The sequence below is a fragment of the Pseudomonas jinjuensis genome (genome assembly GCF_900103845.1).
GTDB lineage: Bacteria > Pseudomonadota > Gammaproteobacteria > Pseudomonadales > Pseudomonadaceae > Pseudomonas > Pseudomonas jinjuensis.
Genome location: NZ_FNIJ01000005.1, coordinates 1 through 18,563, shown reverse-complemented (window position 1 = coordinate 18,563; position 18,563 = coordinate 1). Strand labels below are relative to the sequence as shown.

Sequence of the window (18,563 nt, the reverse complement as noted above, 5' to 3'; positions counted from 1 at the left end):
GTAGCCTTTCCACCACGGGCCGCCGCAGGCGGCTCCACCCGAAGCACAAGAAGAAACGTTGGTGACCTATGAAAACAGTTGATCCGATCACCCTTGCGGTTGTCCGGGGCGCGCTGGAGACAGCGCAGCGCGAGATGACCCTGACCCTGGAAAAGACCGGCCGTTCCAGTGTGTTCAACCTGGCCCATGACTATTCCAACTCCCTGTTCGACCATCTTCCGGAGATGATCCTGCAGGGCCAGGACATCCCGATCCACCTGGGCTCGCTGATTCCCGCGATGAAGTGCGTGGCCGGATTCTTCGGCGACGACATCGCCGAAGGCGACGTGATCTATCACAACGACCCGGCCTACAAGGGCAGCCACATCCTCGACTGCTGCATGTACAAGCCGGTGTTCTACAAGGGCGAGCTGGTCTTCTGGACCGTGTGCAAGGGCCACCTCACCGACGTCGGCGGCCCGGTGCCGGCCGGCTACAACCCCGATGCCAGGGAGATCTACGCCGAAGGCCTGCGCATCCCGCCGGTCAAGCTGTGGGAAAAGGGCAAGCGCCGCGAGGACGTGATCAACTTCATGCTCACCAACATGCGCGCCCGCCCCTACCAGGAGGGCGATCTCAACGCCCAGTACGGCGCCTGCAAGGTCGGCGAGCGCCACTTGCTGGACCTGCTCGACAAGTACGGCGTGGAGCAGGTGCGCGCCTGCATCGCCGAGCTGAAGAACATGGCCGACCGGCACATGCGCGCCCTGCTGCGGGACGTGCCGGACGGCCGCTACAGCGGCACCGCCGTGCTGGAAGACTCCGGCCACGGGCTGGGCGAGCTGGCCATCACCGCCCACGTGGAAATCCGTGGCGACGAGGCGCACATCCGCATCGAGAGCCCGCCCCAGGTGCCCTATTTCATCAACTCCTACGAGGGCAACTCGGTCTCCGGCGTCTATCTCGGCCTGATGATGTTCGCCCAGGTCGCCCCACCCTATAACGAGGGCCTGTACCGCTGCGTGACCGTCGACGTGGGCCCCAGGGGCACCCTGTGCAACGCCGAGGAACCGGCGCCCCACGTCAACTGCACCACCACGCCGATGGAAACCCTGGCCGACGCCGTGCGCCTGGCCCTGGAGCAGGCCTCGCCGCAGCGGGTCACCGCCTCCTGGGGCCACGCCAGCGGCATCAACATCGCCGGCCACGATCCGCGCAACGGCAACAGCGAGTACGTCACCATGGTGCTGGCCTCGATCATCGCCGGCGCCGGCGCCAACAAGGTGATGGACGGCTGGCACGCCTGCGGCCCGCTGTGCTGCTTCGGCGCGCTGATGAGCGGCGACATCGAGCTGCTGGAACACGCCTACCCGGTGCTGATCCACCGCTACAGCCTGATGGCCGACAGCGGCGGCGCCGGCGAATTCCGCGGCGGCTCCGGGACCCGTCTGGAGATCGAGCCGCTGGAGCACGCCATGACCGTGGTCGGCTTCGGCGAAGGCCGCCAGTTGCCCACCGCCGGCGCCGCCGGGGCGCGCAATGCGCTGGTGGAGCCCAAGCTCGGCCGCCTGATCCACCGTCACGCCGACGGCGAGGAAGACCACTACACCCAGAACCCGATGCTCAGCATCCAGCCCGGCGAGCGGATCATCAACATCAACCCCGGTGGTGGCGGTTACGGCGACCCGCTGCGCCGCCCCGTCGCCGCGGTCCTGCAGGACGTCCGCAACGGCCTGGTCTCGCCCCAGGGCGCGGCCCTGGAGTACGGCGTGATCCTCGACGCCGCAGGCCACCTCGACGAAACCGCCACCCGCGCCGCCCGCGGCCAGTTCTGACCGGAGATCCGACATGCGCAACCAATATCGCCTGGGCATCGACGCCGGCGGCACCTTCACCGACTTCATCCTGGCCGACCGTGACGGCGGCGTGCAGCTGTTCAAGGCCCCCTCCACCCCGCAGGACGGCACCCTGGCCATCCGCGCCGGCCTGGCGCAGATCGCCGACGCCACCGGCCGCACCCCGGCCGAGGTGATCGCCAGCAGCGACCTGTGCATCAACGGCACCACCGTCGCCCTCAACGCGCTGATCGAGCGCACCGGCGTCAAGGTCGGCCTGCTCTGCACCGAGGGCCACGAGGACAGCCTGGAAATCCGCCTCGGCCACAAGGAAGAAGGCTACCGCTACGACGCCCACTACCCGCCGGCGCACATGCTGGTGCCGCGTCACCTGCGCCGCCCCATCGGCGGCCGCATCCTCGGCGACGGCCGCGAGCACAGCCCGCTGGACGAACGCGCCGTGCACCAGGCCATCGAGTACTTCCGCGCCGAGGGCGTGGAGGCGGTCGCCATCTCCTTCGTCTGGTCGGTGCGCAACCCCAGCCACGAGAAGCGCGCCGCCGAACTGGTGCGCGCCGCCCTGCCCGGCGTGTTCGTCTGCACCGGCTACGAGGTGTTCCCGCAGATCCGCGAATACACCCGCACCTCCACGACGGTGGTCAACGCCTACCTGAGCCCGGTGATGGCGCGCTACGTGAAGCGCATCGACGCGCTCTTCGAGGAACTCGGCGCGCAGCAGCCGGTGCGCTACTTCCAGTCCAACGGCGGCCTGGCGCCGGGCCACCTGATGCGCGAGCGCGCGGTGAACGCGATCAACTCCGGCCCGGCCTCGGCGCCCCAGGCCGGCCTGTCGGTGGCCCGTCCCTTCGGCATCGACAACGTCATCACCGTGGACATGGGCGGCACCTCCTTCGACATCACCCTGACCAACGCCGGCCGCACCAACTTCAGCAAGGACGTGGACTTCCTCCGCCAGCGCATCGGCGTGCCGATGATCCAGGTGGAAACCCTCGGCGCCGGCGGCGGCTCCATCGCCCACCTCGACGAGTTCGGCATGCTCCAGGTCGGTCCGCGCAGCGCCGGCGCCAAGCCGGGGCCGGTGTGCTACAGCAAGGGCGGCACCGAACCGACCGTGACCGACGCCAACCTGGCCCTGGGCTACCTGCCCGATGGCGCGCTGCTCGGCGGCAGCATCCGCCTGAACCGCCAGGCCGCGCTGGACGCCATCCGCAGCAGGATCGCCGACCCGCTGGGCATCAGCGTCGAGCGCGCGGCCTTCGGCATCACCACCCTGGTCAACCTGAACATGGTCAACGGCATCCGCCGCGTGTCCATCGAACGCGGCCACGACCCGCGCGACTTCGCCCTGATCGGCGCCGGCGGCGCGGCGGGCATGCACGTGGTGCGCCTGGCCGAGGAGATCGGCATGCAGACCGTGCTGATTCCCAAGGTGGCCTCGGGCCTGTGCGCCTTCGGCCAGATCCTCTCGGACGTGCGCTACGACCAGCTCACCAGCCTGTCGATGCGCCTGGACGCGGAGCACGTGGACCTGCCGCGACTCAACCGCGCCCTCGCCGACCTGCGCCAGCAGGGCCTGGCGAACCTGCGCGAGGACGGCTTCGGCGACCAGGCCAGCAGCTGCCACTACACCCTGGAAATGCGCTACCTGGGGCAGATCCACGAGTGCAGCGTGGAGCTGGCGCGCCACGAACTGGATGCCGCCGGGCTGGCCGAGCTGATCGAGTCCTTCCACGGGCGCCACCAGACCCTCTACTCCTACAGCGAGCCGGACAGCCCGGTGGAACTGGTCAACCTGGAATGCTCGGTGATCGGCCACCTGCCGCGCCCGCCGCAGCCGGAGCTGCAAGGCCCGGCCGAGCCGCCGGCGGCGACGCCGGACAGCCTGCGCCCGATGCTCTTCAGCGCCGACGGCGACTGGCAGTCCACCCCGGTGTTCAACGGCAACCGCCTGCTGCCGGGGCAGTCCGTACAGGGCCCCTGCGTGATCGAGGAAGACACCACCAATATCGTGGTGCCCCCGGGCTGGAAGGCCACCCTGGAGCCGTCGGCCACCTACCGGGTGACACGCGGCGCTTGATCTGGCGCTGGCGGACGTCGATCATCGGCGTGATACCAGCCCGGCAGCCTCGCGCTGCCGGGCTGTTTGCACAATAACAAGAGCTGCTTGAGTAGCTTGCTTGCAGTTCCTTTTTTCAATGCTGCCTCTTTGAAAAAGGACGAACCATGCCCACAGAACTATCGACCCACAGCTGGGCACAGCCCGAACGCCAGGCGCGCTGGGCCGAGGCCATCAGCGACACCTACTTCGCGCTGAGCCTCGAATTCGCCGCCGATCAGCCCTTCGATGGCCACCTGCAGCGCTGGAGCACGCCCAGCACGCCGGTCAGCCTTTCGCGCCTGCGCTCCAGCCAGCTCGGCTATTCGCGCAGCAAGGCGCAGATCGGCCAGGACCACGACGCCTTCTATCTGGTCACCGTGCCGAGCCGCACCGACGTGCATTTCGAGCAGGACGGCCGCCAGCTGAGCTGCGGCCCCGGCGGCTTCATCGTCGAACGGGGCGACGCGCCCTATCGCTTCCACTACGGCGCGGAGAACGACCTCTGGGTGCTCAAGCTGCCCGAGCGCGCCCTCAAGGGCCACCTGCGCGGCCACGAGCGCTACACCCGCTACTGCTTCGACGCCACCCAGGGCCTGGGGCGCATCTTCGTCGAGCAGCTGGACCTCTGCGCGCGGCACTTCGAAACCTGCCCGAGCGCCGCCCGCCATCTGCTGCTGGAGCAGGCGATGTCGACCCTGCTGCTGGCGCTGCAACAGGACGAGCGTGTGCTCGGCAGCGAAGGCTCCAACCTCGGCACCCTGCACCTGACGCGCGTCGAGCAGTACGTGCGGCAGAACCTCGGCGACCCCGAACTCTCGCCGCAATCCATCGCCAGCGCCTGTGGCCTGTCGCTGCGCTACCTGCACAAGCTGTTCTCCACCACGCCCTACACCCTCGGCGAATGGGTGCGCCAGCAGCGCCTGGAGGCGGTGCACCGCCAGCTGCGCGACCCGCACTGCCACCTGTCCATCGGCGAACTGGCGTTCCGCTGGGGTTTCGCCGACCAGGCCCAGTTCACCCGCGCCTTCCGCCAGCACTTCGGCTGCACCGCCCGCGAGGTCCGCGCCGTCCGCCCGCATTGAGGGCACCGGCGCAGGGATGCGCGCCCGAACAGACGGAGTGCCTGTGGACGTCGGATAAGGCGGAGATTCAGGGGGCAGTTATGGATTCCGGCAGACGGCGCCGGAACGAAAAAAGGGCCTTTCGGCCCTTTTCTGAATGATCTGCAGATTCCAGTCGAAATCCACAGATCACTATTTGGAGCGGGAAACGAGACTCGAACTCGCGACCCCGACCTTGGCAAGGTCGTGCTCTACCAACTGAGCTATTCCCGCATCGACTTGTTGCGCATCCGCTTTCGCGGATGTTGACGCCATTTCTTTTCAGCCATCGCCAGTGGCGCTGACCGAGAATTTGGAGCGGGAAACGAGACTCGAACTCGCGACCCCGACCTTGGCAAGGTCGTGCTCTACCAACTGAGCTATTCCCGCATTGGCGTCCCCTAGGGGACTCGAACCCCTGTTACCGCCGTGAAAGGGCGGTGTCCTAGGCCACTAGACGAAGGGGACGCGGCCTGGAACTTACAACAGACTTTCCAGATTCCTACGCTTGCGTTCAGCATTGCGTCGGAATGGCGCGCATTCTAGGGAGCCGCCGAAAGGTCGTCAACCCTTCCAGAAAAATTTTTTTAAATCAAAGACTTCTGAACAAAAAGTGAGCTGGCGCTATCAGCGATGGCAGCAAGACATTACACTCGCTGAAAAAAGTCGTCCGGGAGCCTGCCACGGTGTCGCCCCTCCTCATTACCGCTCTGGTAGTCATCGGCATCGCCATCCTGATCGCCATCGGCTACGTCAATCATCTGGTCGAGAACCGCAAGCTGGAACAGGCCCGCCAGAAGGCCGACCTCCTCGACCGCTCACGGCGCTGCTCAGAAATATCCGAAACGCTGCCCGGCCAGTTCATGTCGCCCGCACTCAAGCTGCTGCTCGGCCGCTTCGAACTGAACCTCGGCGAACGCCTGCTGGCGCTGGACAAGGACAACGCCCAGCTCGCGGAGCGCATCGCCGAACTGAAGGCGCTGGTCGCCCAGGGCGACTCCATTGCGGTGAAGAACGCTCCGCAGCCGGTTCTCAGCGAGACCCGGGCCAAGGCGGTGCGCTTCCTGCTGGAGGCGCTGCATACCCAGCTCGGCCGCTTCTCCCAGGAAGGCCAGCTGCCCGGCAACGAGTTGCAGCACTGGCAGCGGGAAATCCGCCACCTGCTGACGCTGCTGCACATCGAATTCTTCGGTAATCTCGGCCACCAGGCGCTGCAGCAGGGCCAGCCGCGCCAGGCACGGCTGGCGTTCGAGCGCGGCGTGCAGTATCTCGGCAAGCAGGCCGAGGTCGGCCATTACCAGGCCCAGTTGCAGCAGCTCCAGCAGCAGCTCGAACGCGCCAACGCCATGGTGCTGGAAAGCGCCCGGCCGACCACGGAAGAAGACAGCGTCCTGACCGACGGGCTGCGCGCCCTCGACGAGGACGATCTGTGGAAGAAGAAGAACCTTTACGACGATTGAAGCGTCGAAATCCCGATTCCCCCGGCCACCTCCAAACCAGGAGCCCCTCGATGAGCATTACCGTTTTCGGTGCCGCGCTGTCGCCCTTTGTCCGCAAGGTCCGCCTTTTCCTCGCCGAAAAGGGCCTGGACTACCAGTTGGAGAACGTCCAGCCGTTCACTCCGCCGGAGTGGTATCTGGAACTCAACCCTCTGGGACGCATTCCGGCGCTGAAGGATGGCGAGCTGGTGCTGGCCGATTCCAGTGTGATCTGCCACTACCTCGAGGAACGCAATCCGGAGCTCGCCCCGCTGTGCGGCGAAGACGCCGTATCCCGCGCGCGGGTGCGCTGGCTGGAGAAGTACGCCGACTACGAGGTCGCCCCGCTGTCGACCTTCACCGTATTCCGCAACCGTCTGCTCAAGCCGCTGATGGGCAAGGAATGCGATGAAACCGCGGTCGCCAGCGCGCTGCAGGAAAAGCTGCCGCGCCACTTCGACTATCTGGAGCGCAGCCTGGATGGCCAGGACTACCTGGTCGGCAACCGCTTCAGCCTGGCGGACATCGCCCTGGTCACCCAGCTGGTCAACATGCGCCACGGCGGCGAGAACGTCGACGCCAGCCGCTGGCCGGGCCTGGCGGCGCTGGTGCAGCGCGTGGTGGCGCGCCCTACCCTGCAGGAAATCCTCGAAGGCGAGCAGAAGATCATCGAGAAGATGACGGCCAGGGCGGCCAGCGCCCGGGCCTGAGGAACCTGTAGGAGCGGGCCATGCCCGCGACAGGCATGACCGGGTCGCGGGCATGGCCCGCTCCTACAACGTCACCACCCTTATCGTTCCCACGCTCCTGCGTGGGAATGCCGCCCTCGACGCTCCCGCGTCGATGAAATCGCGGGCATGGCCCGCTCCTGCAGCGGCATGACGTTTCCCCTCACCGATCGATCCGCGTCGACAGGATGATCGACGACATCGTCCGCTCCACCCCGTCCAGCGCGCCGATGCGATCCAGCAGCGCATCCAGGTCGCGGATCGACAGCGCCTCGACGATCACGATCATGTCGAAGTTGCCGCTCACCGAATGCAGGGTCTTCACCTCGGGGATCTTCTCCAGCGCCTGCACCACCTGGTGCGACAGCTTGGGCAGCGCGGTCACCAGCACATGGGCGCGCACCAGCGACTGCGCGTAGCTGTCCGAGACCCTGATCGAATAACCGCTGATGATGCCCTGCTGCTCCAGGCGCTCGATCCGGCTCTGCACCGTGGAACGCGACACCCCGAGCCTGCGCGCCAGCTCCGATACCGACTCGCGGGCGTTGGCGCGCAGCAGGTTCAGCAGGGCCGCGTCGGCGCTTTTCGTCATTTTGCAGAACTCTCTGATCAATCTGTAAGAAATTACTCGTCCATATGACAGATTCGCGGATTCATTTCAACGAAGCCCTCTGGAATAGTGTGGCCCGACATTGAGCCGCTCCTTGCGGCTCCCTGCCCGTCCATCGGCCCGCACGCCGGTTGCGCCGGGCGACCATGCAAAGCCTTGCGCCCTGGACGATGCTTGAAAGCCCGGACCGGCGCCCATCCAGCTGGGAGAATCCAATGAAGAAGAATCGCCATCCCGACAGCCACGGCAAGAAGCCCGTCACCATCTTCGGCCCGGACTTCCCCTTCCCCTTCGACGACTGGATCGAACACCCGGCCGGCCTAGGCAGCATTCCGCCATCCGCCCACGGTTCCGAAGTGGCCATCGTCGGCGCCGGCATCTCCGGCCTGGTGGCCGCCTACGAACTGATGAAGCTGGGCCTCAAGCCGGTGGTCTACGAAGCGTCGAAGATGGGCGGCCGCCTGCGCTCCGAGCCCTTCGAAGGCGCCGAGGGCATCATCGCCGAGCTGGGCGGCATGCGCTTCCCGGTATCGAGCACGGCCTTCTACCACTACGTCGACATGCTCGGCCTGGAAACCAGGCCCTTCCCCAACCCGCTGACCCCGGCCTCGGGCAGCACCGTGGTGGACCTGGAAGGCGTCAGCCACTACGCCGAGAAGCTCGACGACCTGCCGGAAATCTTCCGCGAAGTCGCCCAGGCCTGGGCCGACGCGCTGGAAGACGGCGCGCGCTTCGGCGAAGTCCAGGACGCCATCCGCGAGCGCGACACGGTCAAGCTCAAGGCGCTGTGGGACGAACTGGTGCCGAAGTGGGACGACCGCACCTTCTACGACTTCGTCGCCAGCTCGAAGGCGTTCTCCAGGCTGAGCTTCCAGCACCGCGAGATCTTCGGCCAGGTCGGCTTCGGCACCGGCGGCTGGGACTCCGACTTCCCCAACTCCATGCTGGAAATCTTCCGCGTGGTGATGACCAACTGCGACGACAACCAGCATCTCGTCGTCGGCGGCGTCGAGCAGGTGCCGCGCGGCATCTGGAACCACGTGCCGGAGCAATGCGCGCACTGGCCGGCCGGCACTTCCCTCGCCGCGCTGCACAACGGCGCGCCGCGCCCGGGGGTGAAGAAGATCGCCCGCGACGCCGACGGCCGCTTCGCCGTGACCGACTACTGGGGCGACACCCGCCACTACGCCGCGGTCCTCGCGACCTGCCAGACCTGGCTGCTGACCACCCAGATCGAATGCGAGGAATCGCTGTTCTCGCAGAAGATGTGGATGGCCCTGGACCGCACCCGCTACATGCAGTCGTCGAAGACCTTCGTCATGGTCGACCGGCCGTTCTGGAAGGACAAGGACCCGCAGACCGGCCGCGACCTGATGAGCATGACCCTCACCGACCGCCTGACCCGTGGCACCTACCTGTTCGACAACGGCGACGACAAGCCGGGGGTGATCTGCCTGTCCTACTCATGGATGAGCGACGCCATGAAGATGCTGCCGCATCCGGTAGAGAAGCGCGTGCAACTGGCCCTCGACGCGCTGAAGAAGGTCTACCCGAAGGTGGACATCGCCGGCCACGTCATCGGCAACCCGATCACCGTGTCCTGGGAGGCCGACCCGCACTTCCTCGGCGCCTTCAAGGGCGCGCTGCCGGGCCACTATCGCTACAACCAGCGCATGTACGCCCACTTCATGCAGGACGACATGCCCGCCGAACAGCGCGGCATCTTCATCGCCGGCGACGACGTGTCCTGGACCCCGGCCTGGGTGGAAGGCGCGGTGCAGACCTCGCTGAACGCCGTATGGGGCATCATGAAGCACTTCGGCGGCACCTCCCATCCGCAGAACCCCGGCCCGGGCGACCGCTTCGCCGAACTCGGCCCCATCGTGCTGCCCGACTGAAGGAGAACCACCCCATGCGCCTGGCCCTGTTCCAATGTCCGCCATTACCGAACGATGTCACCGGCAACCTGCGGCGACTGGAACAGGCCGCCCACCAGGCAGCGGAACAGGGGGCGGACCTGCTGGTCTGCCCGGAGATGTTCGCCAGCGGCTACAACATCGGCGCCGCGCGGGTAGCCGCCCTGGCCGAACCGGCCGACGGAGCGACCGCCGACGCGGTCGCCCTGCTCGCCCGGGAAATCGGCATCGGGATTCTCTACGGCTATCCGGAGCGTGGCGAAGACGGTGCGATCTACAACTCCGTGCAACTGATCGATCGCACTGGCAGCCAGCGCGCCAACTACCGCAAGACCCACCTCTACGGCGAGCTGGACCGCAGCCAGTTCAGCGCCTCCGACCAGCCGCCGGCGGTGTTCGAGCTGGACGGCTGGCGCATCGGCCTGCTGATCTGCTTCGACGTCGAATTCCCCGAGACCGTGCGCAGCCTGGCCGCCGCCGGCGCCGACCTGGTGCTGGTGCCGACCGCCAACATGCGCCCGTACGAGTTCGTCGCCGAAGTGGTGGTGCGCGCCCGCGCCTACGAGAACCAGGTGTTCCTCGCCTACGCCAACTTCCACGGCAAGGAAGGCGGGATCGACTACTGCGGCCTGAGCAGCATCGTCGCGCCGGACGGCGAGGTACTGGCGCTGGGCAGCCAGCCCGAACAGCTGCTGGTCGCCGATCTCGACCGCGCTCGCGTGGAGCGGACACGGGAGGCGTTCCGCTATCTCGACCTGCTGCGGCCGGAGCTGTATCGCCGGCCTCAGTGAAGGCGGGTTGCACCCGCCCTACAGGGCTGCGGGACGCAGGAGCGTCCGGTGCCCGATCCACGCTGGATGCCACCCTTGTAGGAGCTCAGCTTGCTCGCGAACCATCGGTGGGTTGCACCTGCCCCGCATGCCACGCCGAGACGCTGCTCTTCGTAGGAGCCAGCTTGCTGGCGATCATCCATGCCAATCGGCGGCTCGGTGGTCGCCGGCAAGTCCGGATCGCCAGCAAGCTGGCTCCTACAGGTATGCCGTCAAGCGGGCCATGAGCAGCCACGCAGGCCCCATGCCCCACGGCTCCAGCCCGAGCTTCTATGCTGGGATCGGGAAGCCCACCAAGGAGGCCGGGAGATGGCCGACGTCATCATCGCCGACGAATACCCGCTGGTCCGCCAGGCGCTGCGCCATTGCCTGGAGGAAGACGGCCACCGGGTAGTCGTCGAATTCGACAACGGACGTGACGCCCTGCTGCACAGCCAGCGCGAGGCCCCCGCGCTGCTCATCCTCGACCTCACCCTGCCGCGCCTGGGCGGCCTGGAGGTCGCCCGCCAGCTGCGCCACGAAGGCAATGCCGTGCCGGTGCTGATCTATACCGGCAGGAGCAACGAACACTACGCCAGCCTTTGCCTGCAGGCCGGCTGCTCCGGCTTCGTCGCCAAGCAGGCGGACGTGGAGATTCTCAAGGACGCCATCCGCGCCCTGCTCCGTGGTCATCGCTTCTTCCCCGAACGCACCCTGGGCACCGTGGCGCCAGGGCTCGACCTGCGTTCCGAAGGCGACCAGCTCGGCAGCCTGTCGCCCCGCGAGCTGACGGTGCTGCGCTACCTGGCCAATGGCTGGAGCAACCGGCAGATCGCCGACGACCTGGCGCTCAACGATCGCACCGTCAGCACCTACAAGGCCCGCCTGCATCAGAAGCTGAATGTCGGCTCCCTGGCCGAACTGGTGGAATTCGCCTGGCGCAACGGCCTGCTCAAGCCCATGGCGGGCGGCGGCGCCGCTGCGGGACAAGGCCGGCAGGAATCCTGTCACGACCTGTTCCGCCAGCTGTTCGATGCCATGCCGATGCCGGTATCCCTGCGCGACAAGGATGGTGTCCTGCTGGCGTGCAACCGGAAATTCCAGGAGGTCCATGGCCTCACCGGCGATTCCGCTATAGGCACGACACTCCCGGACATTCCGGGCCTCGACCCACGGGAAGCGTCACGCCTGCACCAGCGCTACCTCGACGCGGTGTCGCGGGAGCAGCCTTACGACGCCGAAATCGAATTCCAGTTGAACGGCAAGCGCACGGTGCTCCGCGCCTGGGGCGTGCCCTATCGGGACGAGGCAGGCGCCATGCTCGGCATGCTCTGCTCGTCCGTCGATATCACCGACCACGACACGGAACTGGCAGCCCTGTCCGATTCCAGGCAGAACCTGATCGCCGTGAGACGAAACCGCACGCTGTTCCTCAATGATTCCGGCGAAGCCCTGCTGCGCAAGGTGGAGGCAGCCCTGCACCTCGTCCGGCAGCTCGAAGTCCCGGCGCAGCATGCCGCCAGCCTCGACGAGGTGCGCCGCTATCTCATGGAAATACAGCTGTTCCTGGACACGCTGCTGGACATCGTCCGCATCGAGCGCGGCAGCCTGATGCTGGTGCCCCGCGTGGCCGAACTCGGAGAACTCAGCGGGAAGATCGTCGACGAATGCAACCGGAAGCGCCGCGAACGCGGCTCGCTGCCGGTCAGCGTCAACGGCGCCGGACGCGGTGCCATGGCCTGGGTCGATGTCCAGCGCTATCGGCAGATGCTGCTCGCACTGCTGCATTACATCGAGACACATGCCGGTTCGGCCCAGCACATGGGCTGGCAGCTGCAGCAGACCCTGCATACGGAACAGCACTGGTGCCTGGAGATCGGTGACGAGCCCATGCCAGGCGGAGTCTTCCACGAGCCCTGGCCGGACCAGTCGGACCTGGCGCTGGCACTTTCCGGGCGGCTGGCCAGGCTGATGAACGGAAGCCTGACCTTGTGCGAATGGGATGACGGACGCCAGACCATCCGGGTCGTGCTGCGTCTCGCCCAGGCGCTCCAGTCCCCGTGACGCCATTACGCTGTAGGAATCGCACTACAGAAACTTCCTAATTATCTGATCGTTCGGTCAGACGCTCTCCCCGAGCATTGCCTCCCATACGGCTTCGCCGTCCCGGAGGCAATCCAATGACCACCCAATCCCACTCCGATTTCCCCTGCCGCACGCCCCATGGCGGCTTCATCAGACGCAACCTGCTCTGGCTGGCCATCGCCGCCGCAGCGGCAGGTGTCATGCCGCTGGCCAGCGCCGCCGACCTGCCGCAAGTGCAGTCCGTCGTACCCGGGTCGATCAGCATTTCCCCGGACGGCAAGAGCATGGAGGTGATGACCAACCAGCGTCGCGCCACCATCGACTGGAAGAGCTTCAGCATCGGCCCGGACAACACCGTGCGCTTCACCCAGCCCGACGGCACCTCGGTGGTGCTGAACCGTGTCACCGGCACCGATCCGTCGAAGATCTACGGCATGCTGACGTCCAACGGCAAGCTGATCCTGCTCAACCCCAACGGCATCTGGTTCGGCCCCGACTCGAAGGTCTCCACCGCGGCGCTCACGGCTGCGGCCGGCCGCATCACCGACGAACAGCTCCAGGAATTCAGGGACACCGGCAAGCTGCATCTCCAGCTGTCCGGCAAGGTGCGCAACGAGGGCCGGATCAACGTCGAGGATCACGGCCTGGTGGCGCTGCTCGGCGCGCAGGTGGAGAACGCCGGCGTCATCCAGGCGCGCAAGGGCCAGGTGCACCTGGCGACCGGTCCGAAGGCCACGCTCGACTTCCACGGCGACGGCCTGATCAGCGTGGCCGTGGACGGCACGCCCGGCGAGAAGGAATCCGTCGATCCGAACGTCAAGGGCGGCGTCCACAACGACGGCCAGATCGACGTGGGCAACGGCGTGGTGGCGATGAGCGCCCAGCGCGCGGCCAGGCACCTGGAGTCGGTGGTCAGCGTCGGCGGCTCGGTGGTCGCCGACTCGGTCAGCGAACAGGGCGGCGCCATCGTGCTCGGCAATGCCGAGCACACCCGCGTCAGCGGCACGCTGTCGGCCAAGGGCAGCGAAGGCGGCAGCATCAAGGTGCTGGGCGACGACGTCAGCGTCGCCGGCAGCGCGAAGCTCGACGCCTCCGGCACCCGGGACAAGGGCGGCCGGGTACTGGTCGGCGGCAACTTCCAGGGCAAGGGCAGCGAGCAGCAGGCGAAAACCACCACAGTGGGGAAAGGTGCGCAGCTCAAGGCCGATGGCAAGACCGATGGCGGCACCGTGGTCGCCTGGTCCACCGGCCAGACCCGCTTCGCCGGCAATGCCAGCGCGAAAGGCGGCGAGAAAGGCGGCGTGGTCGAGACTTCCGGCAGGCAGCTGCAGGTCACCGCCGACGCCAGGGTCGACACCAGCGGCGGCAAGACCGGCGGCACCTGGCTGCTGGACCCGGACACCATCAGCGTGGTGGATACGACCACCAATGCCGGCCTCGACACGAACGGAAATGCCACCGGCTCCGGCAACGCCTGGACCATCTCCAACCAGGCCATCGCCGAAGGCCTGAAGACCGGCAACGTGCAGCTCCTGGCGAGCAACCGCATCAACATCGACGCGCCGATCGTCGCCGCCCTCGTCGGCAAGGATGGCAGCAGCAACAAGCCCTATACCCTGGCGCTGATCGCCAACGGCACGGTGGCACCCTTCTCCAGCTACGTGGAAGGCATGGACCCGACCAGCGACAGCGGTTCGGTGCACATCACGGCGCCGATCCTGCTGCGGGACGGCAACCTGTTCATCTCCGCGACCGGCGACATCCGCCTGATCGACGGAGCCCCCGGCGACACCAGCACGGGCGCCTGGAACAGGCGCGCGATCATCGACCTCGGCAAGGGCATCGCCTGGCTGAAGACCAGCGGTAGCGCGTCGGTGCTCCAGGACGCCAATACCGCAGTGATCGCCGACCAGACCGCGGCCTGGGGCGGCGGCGTCAAGCTCGACAGCGCGCTGAACTCCACCCGCGTCATCGCCGGCCGCGCCACCAACGGCAAGTTCCGCTTCTCCCAGACCAACGCCAGCGGCACGGTCGACCAGACGTCCACCGTGCAATCGCCGTACAACGCCGAATCGCTCGGCGAAGTGCGGGCGCGGCAGATGGTCTATCTCGGCAGCCAGCAGATCGTCGCCGATAGCGCCGCAGGCCCCGGCAGCCCATACAGCACATTCAACCTGAGCTACAACGGCGAGGAATTCGATGCCGTGCTGTTCGAGGCGTCCCGCTACGTGCGGCCGGACGGAAAAGGTGGCTGGATGCCGATCAGCCAGGAGGACATGCTCAACTACCTGGACAGTTCCGACTACCTCGTCCATGGCCTGAGCTTCACGGACAAGGCTGGGAACCAGTGGAAGCTCGAACCGGATGGCTCGCGCGACGGCCTCACCAGGATCACCCTCAACGGCCAGGTTCAGAATTCGGTACCGACCGGCTTCCTGATCAACGCCAACGGCGGCACCCTCGCGGTTTCGGACTTCGCCGGCAATCTGAACGACGGCTGGGGCGTGATCGGCTGGGACATCCACGGTGCGCAGAACGACGCGGAAATCCAGCACAACCAGGCGACCGACCATACCCAGCAGGTGGTGTTCTCCCTGCCCGGAAAAACCACCGGCATCGAGGCGGTTCTGGGATGGCTGTTCGTGGACCAGACCGGCTGGTTCGGTACCGTCGACGGGCAGCCCGCCGTCGGCCCGCTGCACGAAACGGCCATTGCGCACTACTTCAACTCCGTGACCGCCGCCGACGGCGTGCAGATCAGCAGCGACAAGGCGACGCTGGCGATCGATGCCAACGACAAGCGCCGCACCTACGGCGAGGCCAATCCGCAACTGGATCATTCGGCTGAAACGCTGAACTCCGCCGCGCAGGCCGTGCGCGACGTCGACAAGTTCGTCGACGGCCAGCTCGGCCGCAGCGACATCACCGCCGGCCCCGCCACGACCACGGCGACGCCGACCAGCGACGTCGGCACCTACACCATCGCCAACAACCACAGCGTCGGCTCCGATAGCCACATCTCCCGACGCTATGACGTGAGCTTCGGCGACGCCACGCTCACCATCGATCCGGCGCCGCTGGTAGTCACCGTCGACAACAAGGCCAAGCAGGTCGGCCAGCAGGACCCCGCCCTCACCTACCAGGCCCAGGGCTGGAAGTTCGCCGATGACGAGCGCGCCTTCACCCTGGATCGCGATCCCGGCGAAGCCGCCGGCAACTACCGGATCTTCGAGAAGGACGGCACGCGGCTGGTCAGCGCCAACTACACCGTGACCTTCATCGACGGCAACCTGCGCATCGACGGACCGGTCGCACCCGACCCGACTCCTGATCCGAATCCCGGTCCCAACCCCGATCCGGGTCCCAATCCGAATCCCGGCCCGATCCCTGACCCAGGTCCCAACCCGAACCCCGGTCCGATCCCTGATCCAGGCCCCACCCCCGGTCCGATTCCGGCCCCGCAAGCCTGGCAGGCCATCCCCGCCCTCACCCAGGGTGCGACCAGCGAACGCTGCTCGCCCATCGAGTCGCCGCAGTCGGTATCGGCCAGCCACACCGCGACCCCCGCGATAGTGCGCACCTACAGCGTGCAGCTGGTCTGCAAGCCGCGCGCCTACGGCTCGCCCGAGGAGCAGTTGCCCGACAAGACGGACCTCATCAACTACGCCAACGGCCTGCTCAGGGAGGGCCGCTTCCAGCTGCCCGACTGGAACCGCAGCGTGATTCCGCGCGACCTCGGGAAGAAGACCGAGGGAGGCAAATGAAATGAAAAAGTCCCCCGCTTTCCTGCACAAGACACTGGCTGCCGCCATCTGCGCCGGCCTCGCTGCCCTGACCCTGCCGGCCGGCAGCGCCCTGGCCTCGCCGCTGACGACGCTCAACCCCGGCCGCGTGGAAACGCCGGACGCCAGCGGCCGGCGCGTATCGCCCACGGAAATACCCGGCACTCTCCAGGCGCAGCCCGGTGCGGCATCGTCCGCCCAGCCGCTGCTGCAGGAGGAGACCCCGCCGACGATGACCGCTCCGGCGGGCGCCACCTTCCACGTGAACAAGGTGATTCTCGACGGCGCCACCAGCTATCCGCCGCACACCTTCCAGCCGCTGCTGGCGACCCTGGAAGGCCGCAAGGTCAGCCTGGCGGAAGTCAACGCCGTGGCCGAGCGGATCACCCAGCGCTACCGCAAGGCCGGCTTCGTGCTGGTGCGCACCTTCGTCCCGGTGCAGCGCCTGGACAACGGCGTGCTGCACCTGCGGGTCATCGAAGGCCAGGTCAACCAGGTCACCATCAACGGCCCGAGCAACCGGGCGATGGAGCGCTATGCCGAGAACATCCGCAAGGAAGTCCCGCTCAAGGGCGAGACCCTGGAGCGCAACCTGCTGCTGATGAACGACATCTCCGGCAACGAGACGCGCGGCACCCTGGTGGCTTCGCAGGGCAAGGCCGGCACCGATCTCGCCATCGACAACCAGCAGCGCCGCTGGGAAGGCTTCGTCGGCATCGACAACCGCGACAGCCGCTACTTCGGCCCGTGGCAGATGTACGGCGGCGTCGGCCTGAACGACCCCTTCGATCTCGGCGACCATCTGGCGATCCGCTACGGCCGTTCGCTGGAAGGCGACAAGATGTCGTTCTACGAAGGCCAGTACGAGCTGCCCATCCGCGACGACGGAACCGTGCTGAGCGTCCTCGCCCAGCACAACGACGGCAACGCCGACACCCTGAGCTTCCTCAACGCCAACAGCAATGGCGACACCTTCGCGGTACGCGTCATCCACCCGTGGATTCGCAGCCGCGACGAGAACTTCAGGACGTCGGCGGCCTTCACCTGGTTCAACGGCAAGTCCGAATACCTCGACAACCCGGACCTGCCGCCCTCCAGCGACGACCGCATCCGCGCCATCCGCCTGGGCGCCGCCTACGACTTCACCGACCGCTACGGCGGCGCCAACCTGTTCAAGGCGGAGCTGAGCAAGGGCCTCGGCATCATGGGCGCGAGCGACGAGGACCGTCTCAACCCTTCGCGCTTCGGCGGCGAGACCGACTTCGTCAAGGTGCAGTTCGACGCCCAGCGCATCCAGGACCTGAGCGTCATCACCGACGGCCTGAACCTTTACCTGGCATTCACCGGGCAGACGGCGTTCGGCAACGCCCTGCTCACCCCGGAACAGTTCGGCGTCGGCGGCAGCCAGTTCGGCCGCGGCTACGACCCCTCGGAGATCGCCGGCGACAACGGCCTGGCCGGCAAGGTGGAGCTGCAGTACAACCGCCACCACGAAATCGCCGACCATCCGGTGCCCACGCAGTACTACGGCTTCTGGGACGTCGGCAAGGTGTGGAACAACGACCCCGACTACACCGGCTCGGAGAGCCTGTCGTCGGCAGGCCTGGGCATTCACTTCGAGGTGCTGCAGGACTTCTACATCTCGCCGGAAGTGGCCTTCCCGCTCACCCGCAAGGTCTCCGCCGAAGAGCTGGACAACGACAACGGCAAGGCGCCGCGGCTGTACCTGAACGTGCTGAAGCTGTTCTGAAAAGGACGCACGATGGCCCGCTCCTACAGGTTTCGGCACTCGCTATACGCACGGCACGGACTGTAGGGTGGATCACGCTCCATCGATCCACCATGGCCGCGCATGCGGCCCCGCAATGGTGGATGGAAAAGCGCCATCCACCCTCATCCCCGCAGCACACCGAACCTGTAGGAGCCAGCTTGCTGGCGATCCGAGGTATCAGCCGGCAACGCTGTGCACAGGGAAACCAATTGATCGCCAGCAAGCTGGCTCCTACGAAAACAGAGCCGTACCCCGACCGGTAGAAGCGCGCCATGCGCGCGATTCGCGGGCATGGCCCGCTCCTACACGGCCCATTGGATCCCCGCGTTCGCGAGGACGACGGGGGTTGGG

General features: G+C 66.9%; 11 protein-coding genes and 3 tRNA genes. 10 read left to right on the top strand and 4 right to left on the bottom strand.

Annotated elements, in window-relative coordinates; genetic code table 11:
- Positions 1-68: 68 nt before the first annotated feature.
- The 3 genes from capB (at position 69) to BLR75_RS08315 (ending at position 5,015) form a co-directional block, all read left to right on the top strand.
- Positions 69-1,814: a caprolactamase subunit beta gene (gene capB / locus BLR75_RS08325; protein ID WP_084313232.1), complete on the top strand. Its 1,746-nt coding sequence runs from the start codon at positions 69-71 to the stop codon at positions 1,812-1,814.
- Positions 1,815-1,827: 13 nt separating this feature from the next.
- Positions 1,828-3,912, top strand: a complete 2,085-nt coding sequence (gene capA / locus BLR75_RS08320) for a caprolactamase subunit alpha (protein WP_084313231.1) — start codon at positions 1,828-1,830, stop codon at positions 3,910-3,912.
- A 146-nt stretch (positions 3,913-4,058) separates the two neighbouring features.
- Positions 4,059-5,015, top strand: coding sequence for an AraC-like ligand-binding domain-containing protein (locus BLR75_RS08315; RefSeq protein WP_084313230.1), 957 nt, complete (start codon positions 4,059-4,061; stop codon positions 5,013-5,015).
- Between the two features lie 176 nt (positions 5,016-5,191).
- On the opposite strand, the gene BLR75_RS08310 is transcribed toward BLR75_RS08315, so the two are convergent.
- The 3 genes from BLR75_RS08310 to BLR75_RS08300 form a co-directional block, all read right to left on the bottom strand.
- Positions 5,192-5,267 (bottom strand) — tRNA-Gly (locus BLR75_RS08310).
- 80 nt (positions 5,268-5,347) lie between these two features.
- Positions 5,348-5,423 (bottom strand) — tRNA-Gly (locus tag BLR75_RS08305).
- A gap of 2 nt (positions 5,424-5,425) precedes the next feature.
- A tRNA-Glu gene (locus BLR75_RS08300) sits at positions 5,426-5,501 on the bottom strand.
- A 218-nt stretch (positions 5,502-5,719) separates the two neighbouring features.
- Here BLR75_RS08300 and BLR75_RS08295 point away from each other — a divergent pair.
- The gene (locus BLR75_RS08295; protein ID WP_084313229.1) at positions 5,720-6,493 is read left to right on the top strand and encodes a hypothetical protein; all 774 of its coding nucleotides are present in this window, start codon (positions 5,720-5,722) and stop codon (positions 6,491-6,493) included.
- A 50-nt stretch (positions 6,494-6,543) separates the two neighbouring features.
- Positions 6,544-7,221: a glutathione S-transferase family protein gene (locus tag BLR75_RS08290; protein ID WP_084313228.1), complete on the top strand. Its 678-nt coding sequence runs from the start codon at positions 6,544-6,546 to the stop codon at positions 7,219-7,221.
- Positions 7,222-7,402: 181 nt separating this feature from the next.
- Here BLR75_RS08290 and BLR75_RS08285 read toward each other — a convergent pair whose 3' ends face one another.
- On the bottom strand, positions 7,403-7,831 hold the full coding sequence (locus tag BLR75_RS08285) for an Lrp/AsnC family transcriptional regulator (RefSeq protein WP_084313227.1): 429 nt from the start codon (positions 7,829-7,831) through the stop codon (positions 7,403-7,405).
- A 233-nt stretch (positions 7,832-8,064) separates the two neighbouring features.
- Between BLR75_RS08285 and BLR75_RS08280 the strand changes: the two genes are divergently transcribed.
- From BLR75_RS08280 to BLR75_RS08260, 5 genes are all read left to right on the top strand, one after another.
- On the top strand, positions 8,065-9,747 hold the full coding sequence (locus tag BLR75_RS08280) for a flavin monoamine oxidase family protein (RefSeq protein WP_084313226.1): 1,683 nt from the start codon (positions 8,065-8,067) through the stop codon (positions 9,745-9,747).
- 14 nt (positions 9,748-9,761) lie between these two features.
- Positions 9,762-10,556, top strand: a complete 795-nt coding sequence (locus tag BLR75_RS08275; RefSeq protein WP_084313225.1) for a carbon-nitrogen hydrolase family protein — start codon at positions 9,762-9,764, stop codon at positions 10,554-10,556.
- A 348-nt stretch (positions 10,557-10,904) separates the two neighbouring features.
- A complete protein-coding gene (locus BLR75_RS08270; protein ID WP_169720272.1) occupies positions 10,905-12,638 on the top strand; it encodes a response regulator in 1,734 nt (577 codons plus the stop codon).
- A 116-nt stretch (positions 12,639-12,754) separates the two neighbouring features.
- A complete protein-coding gene (locus BLR75_RS08265) occupies positions 12,755-16,423 on the top strand; it encodes a two-partner secretion domain-containing protein (RefSeq protein ID WP_084313223.1) in 3,669 nt (1,222 codons plus the stop codon).
- Position 16,424: 1 nt separating this feature from the next.
- A complete protein-coding gene (locus tag BLR75_RS08260) occupies positions 16,425-18,191 on the top strand; it encodes a ShlB/FhaC/HecB family hemolysin secretion/activation protein (RefSeq protein ID WP_084313222.1) in 1,767 nt (588 codons plus the stop codon).
- The last annotated feature ends 372 nt before the right edge of the window (positions 18,192-18,563 follow it).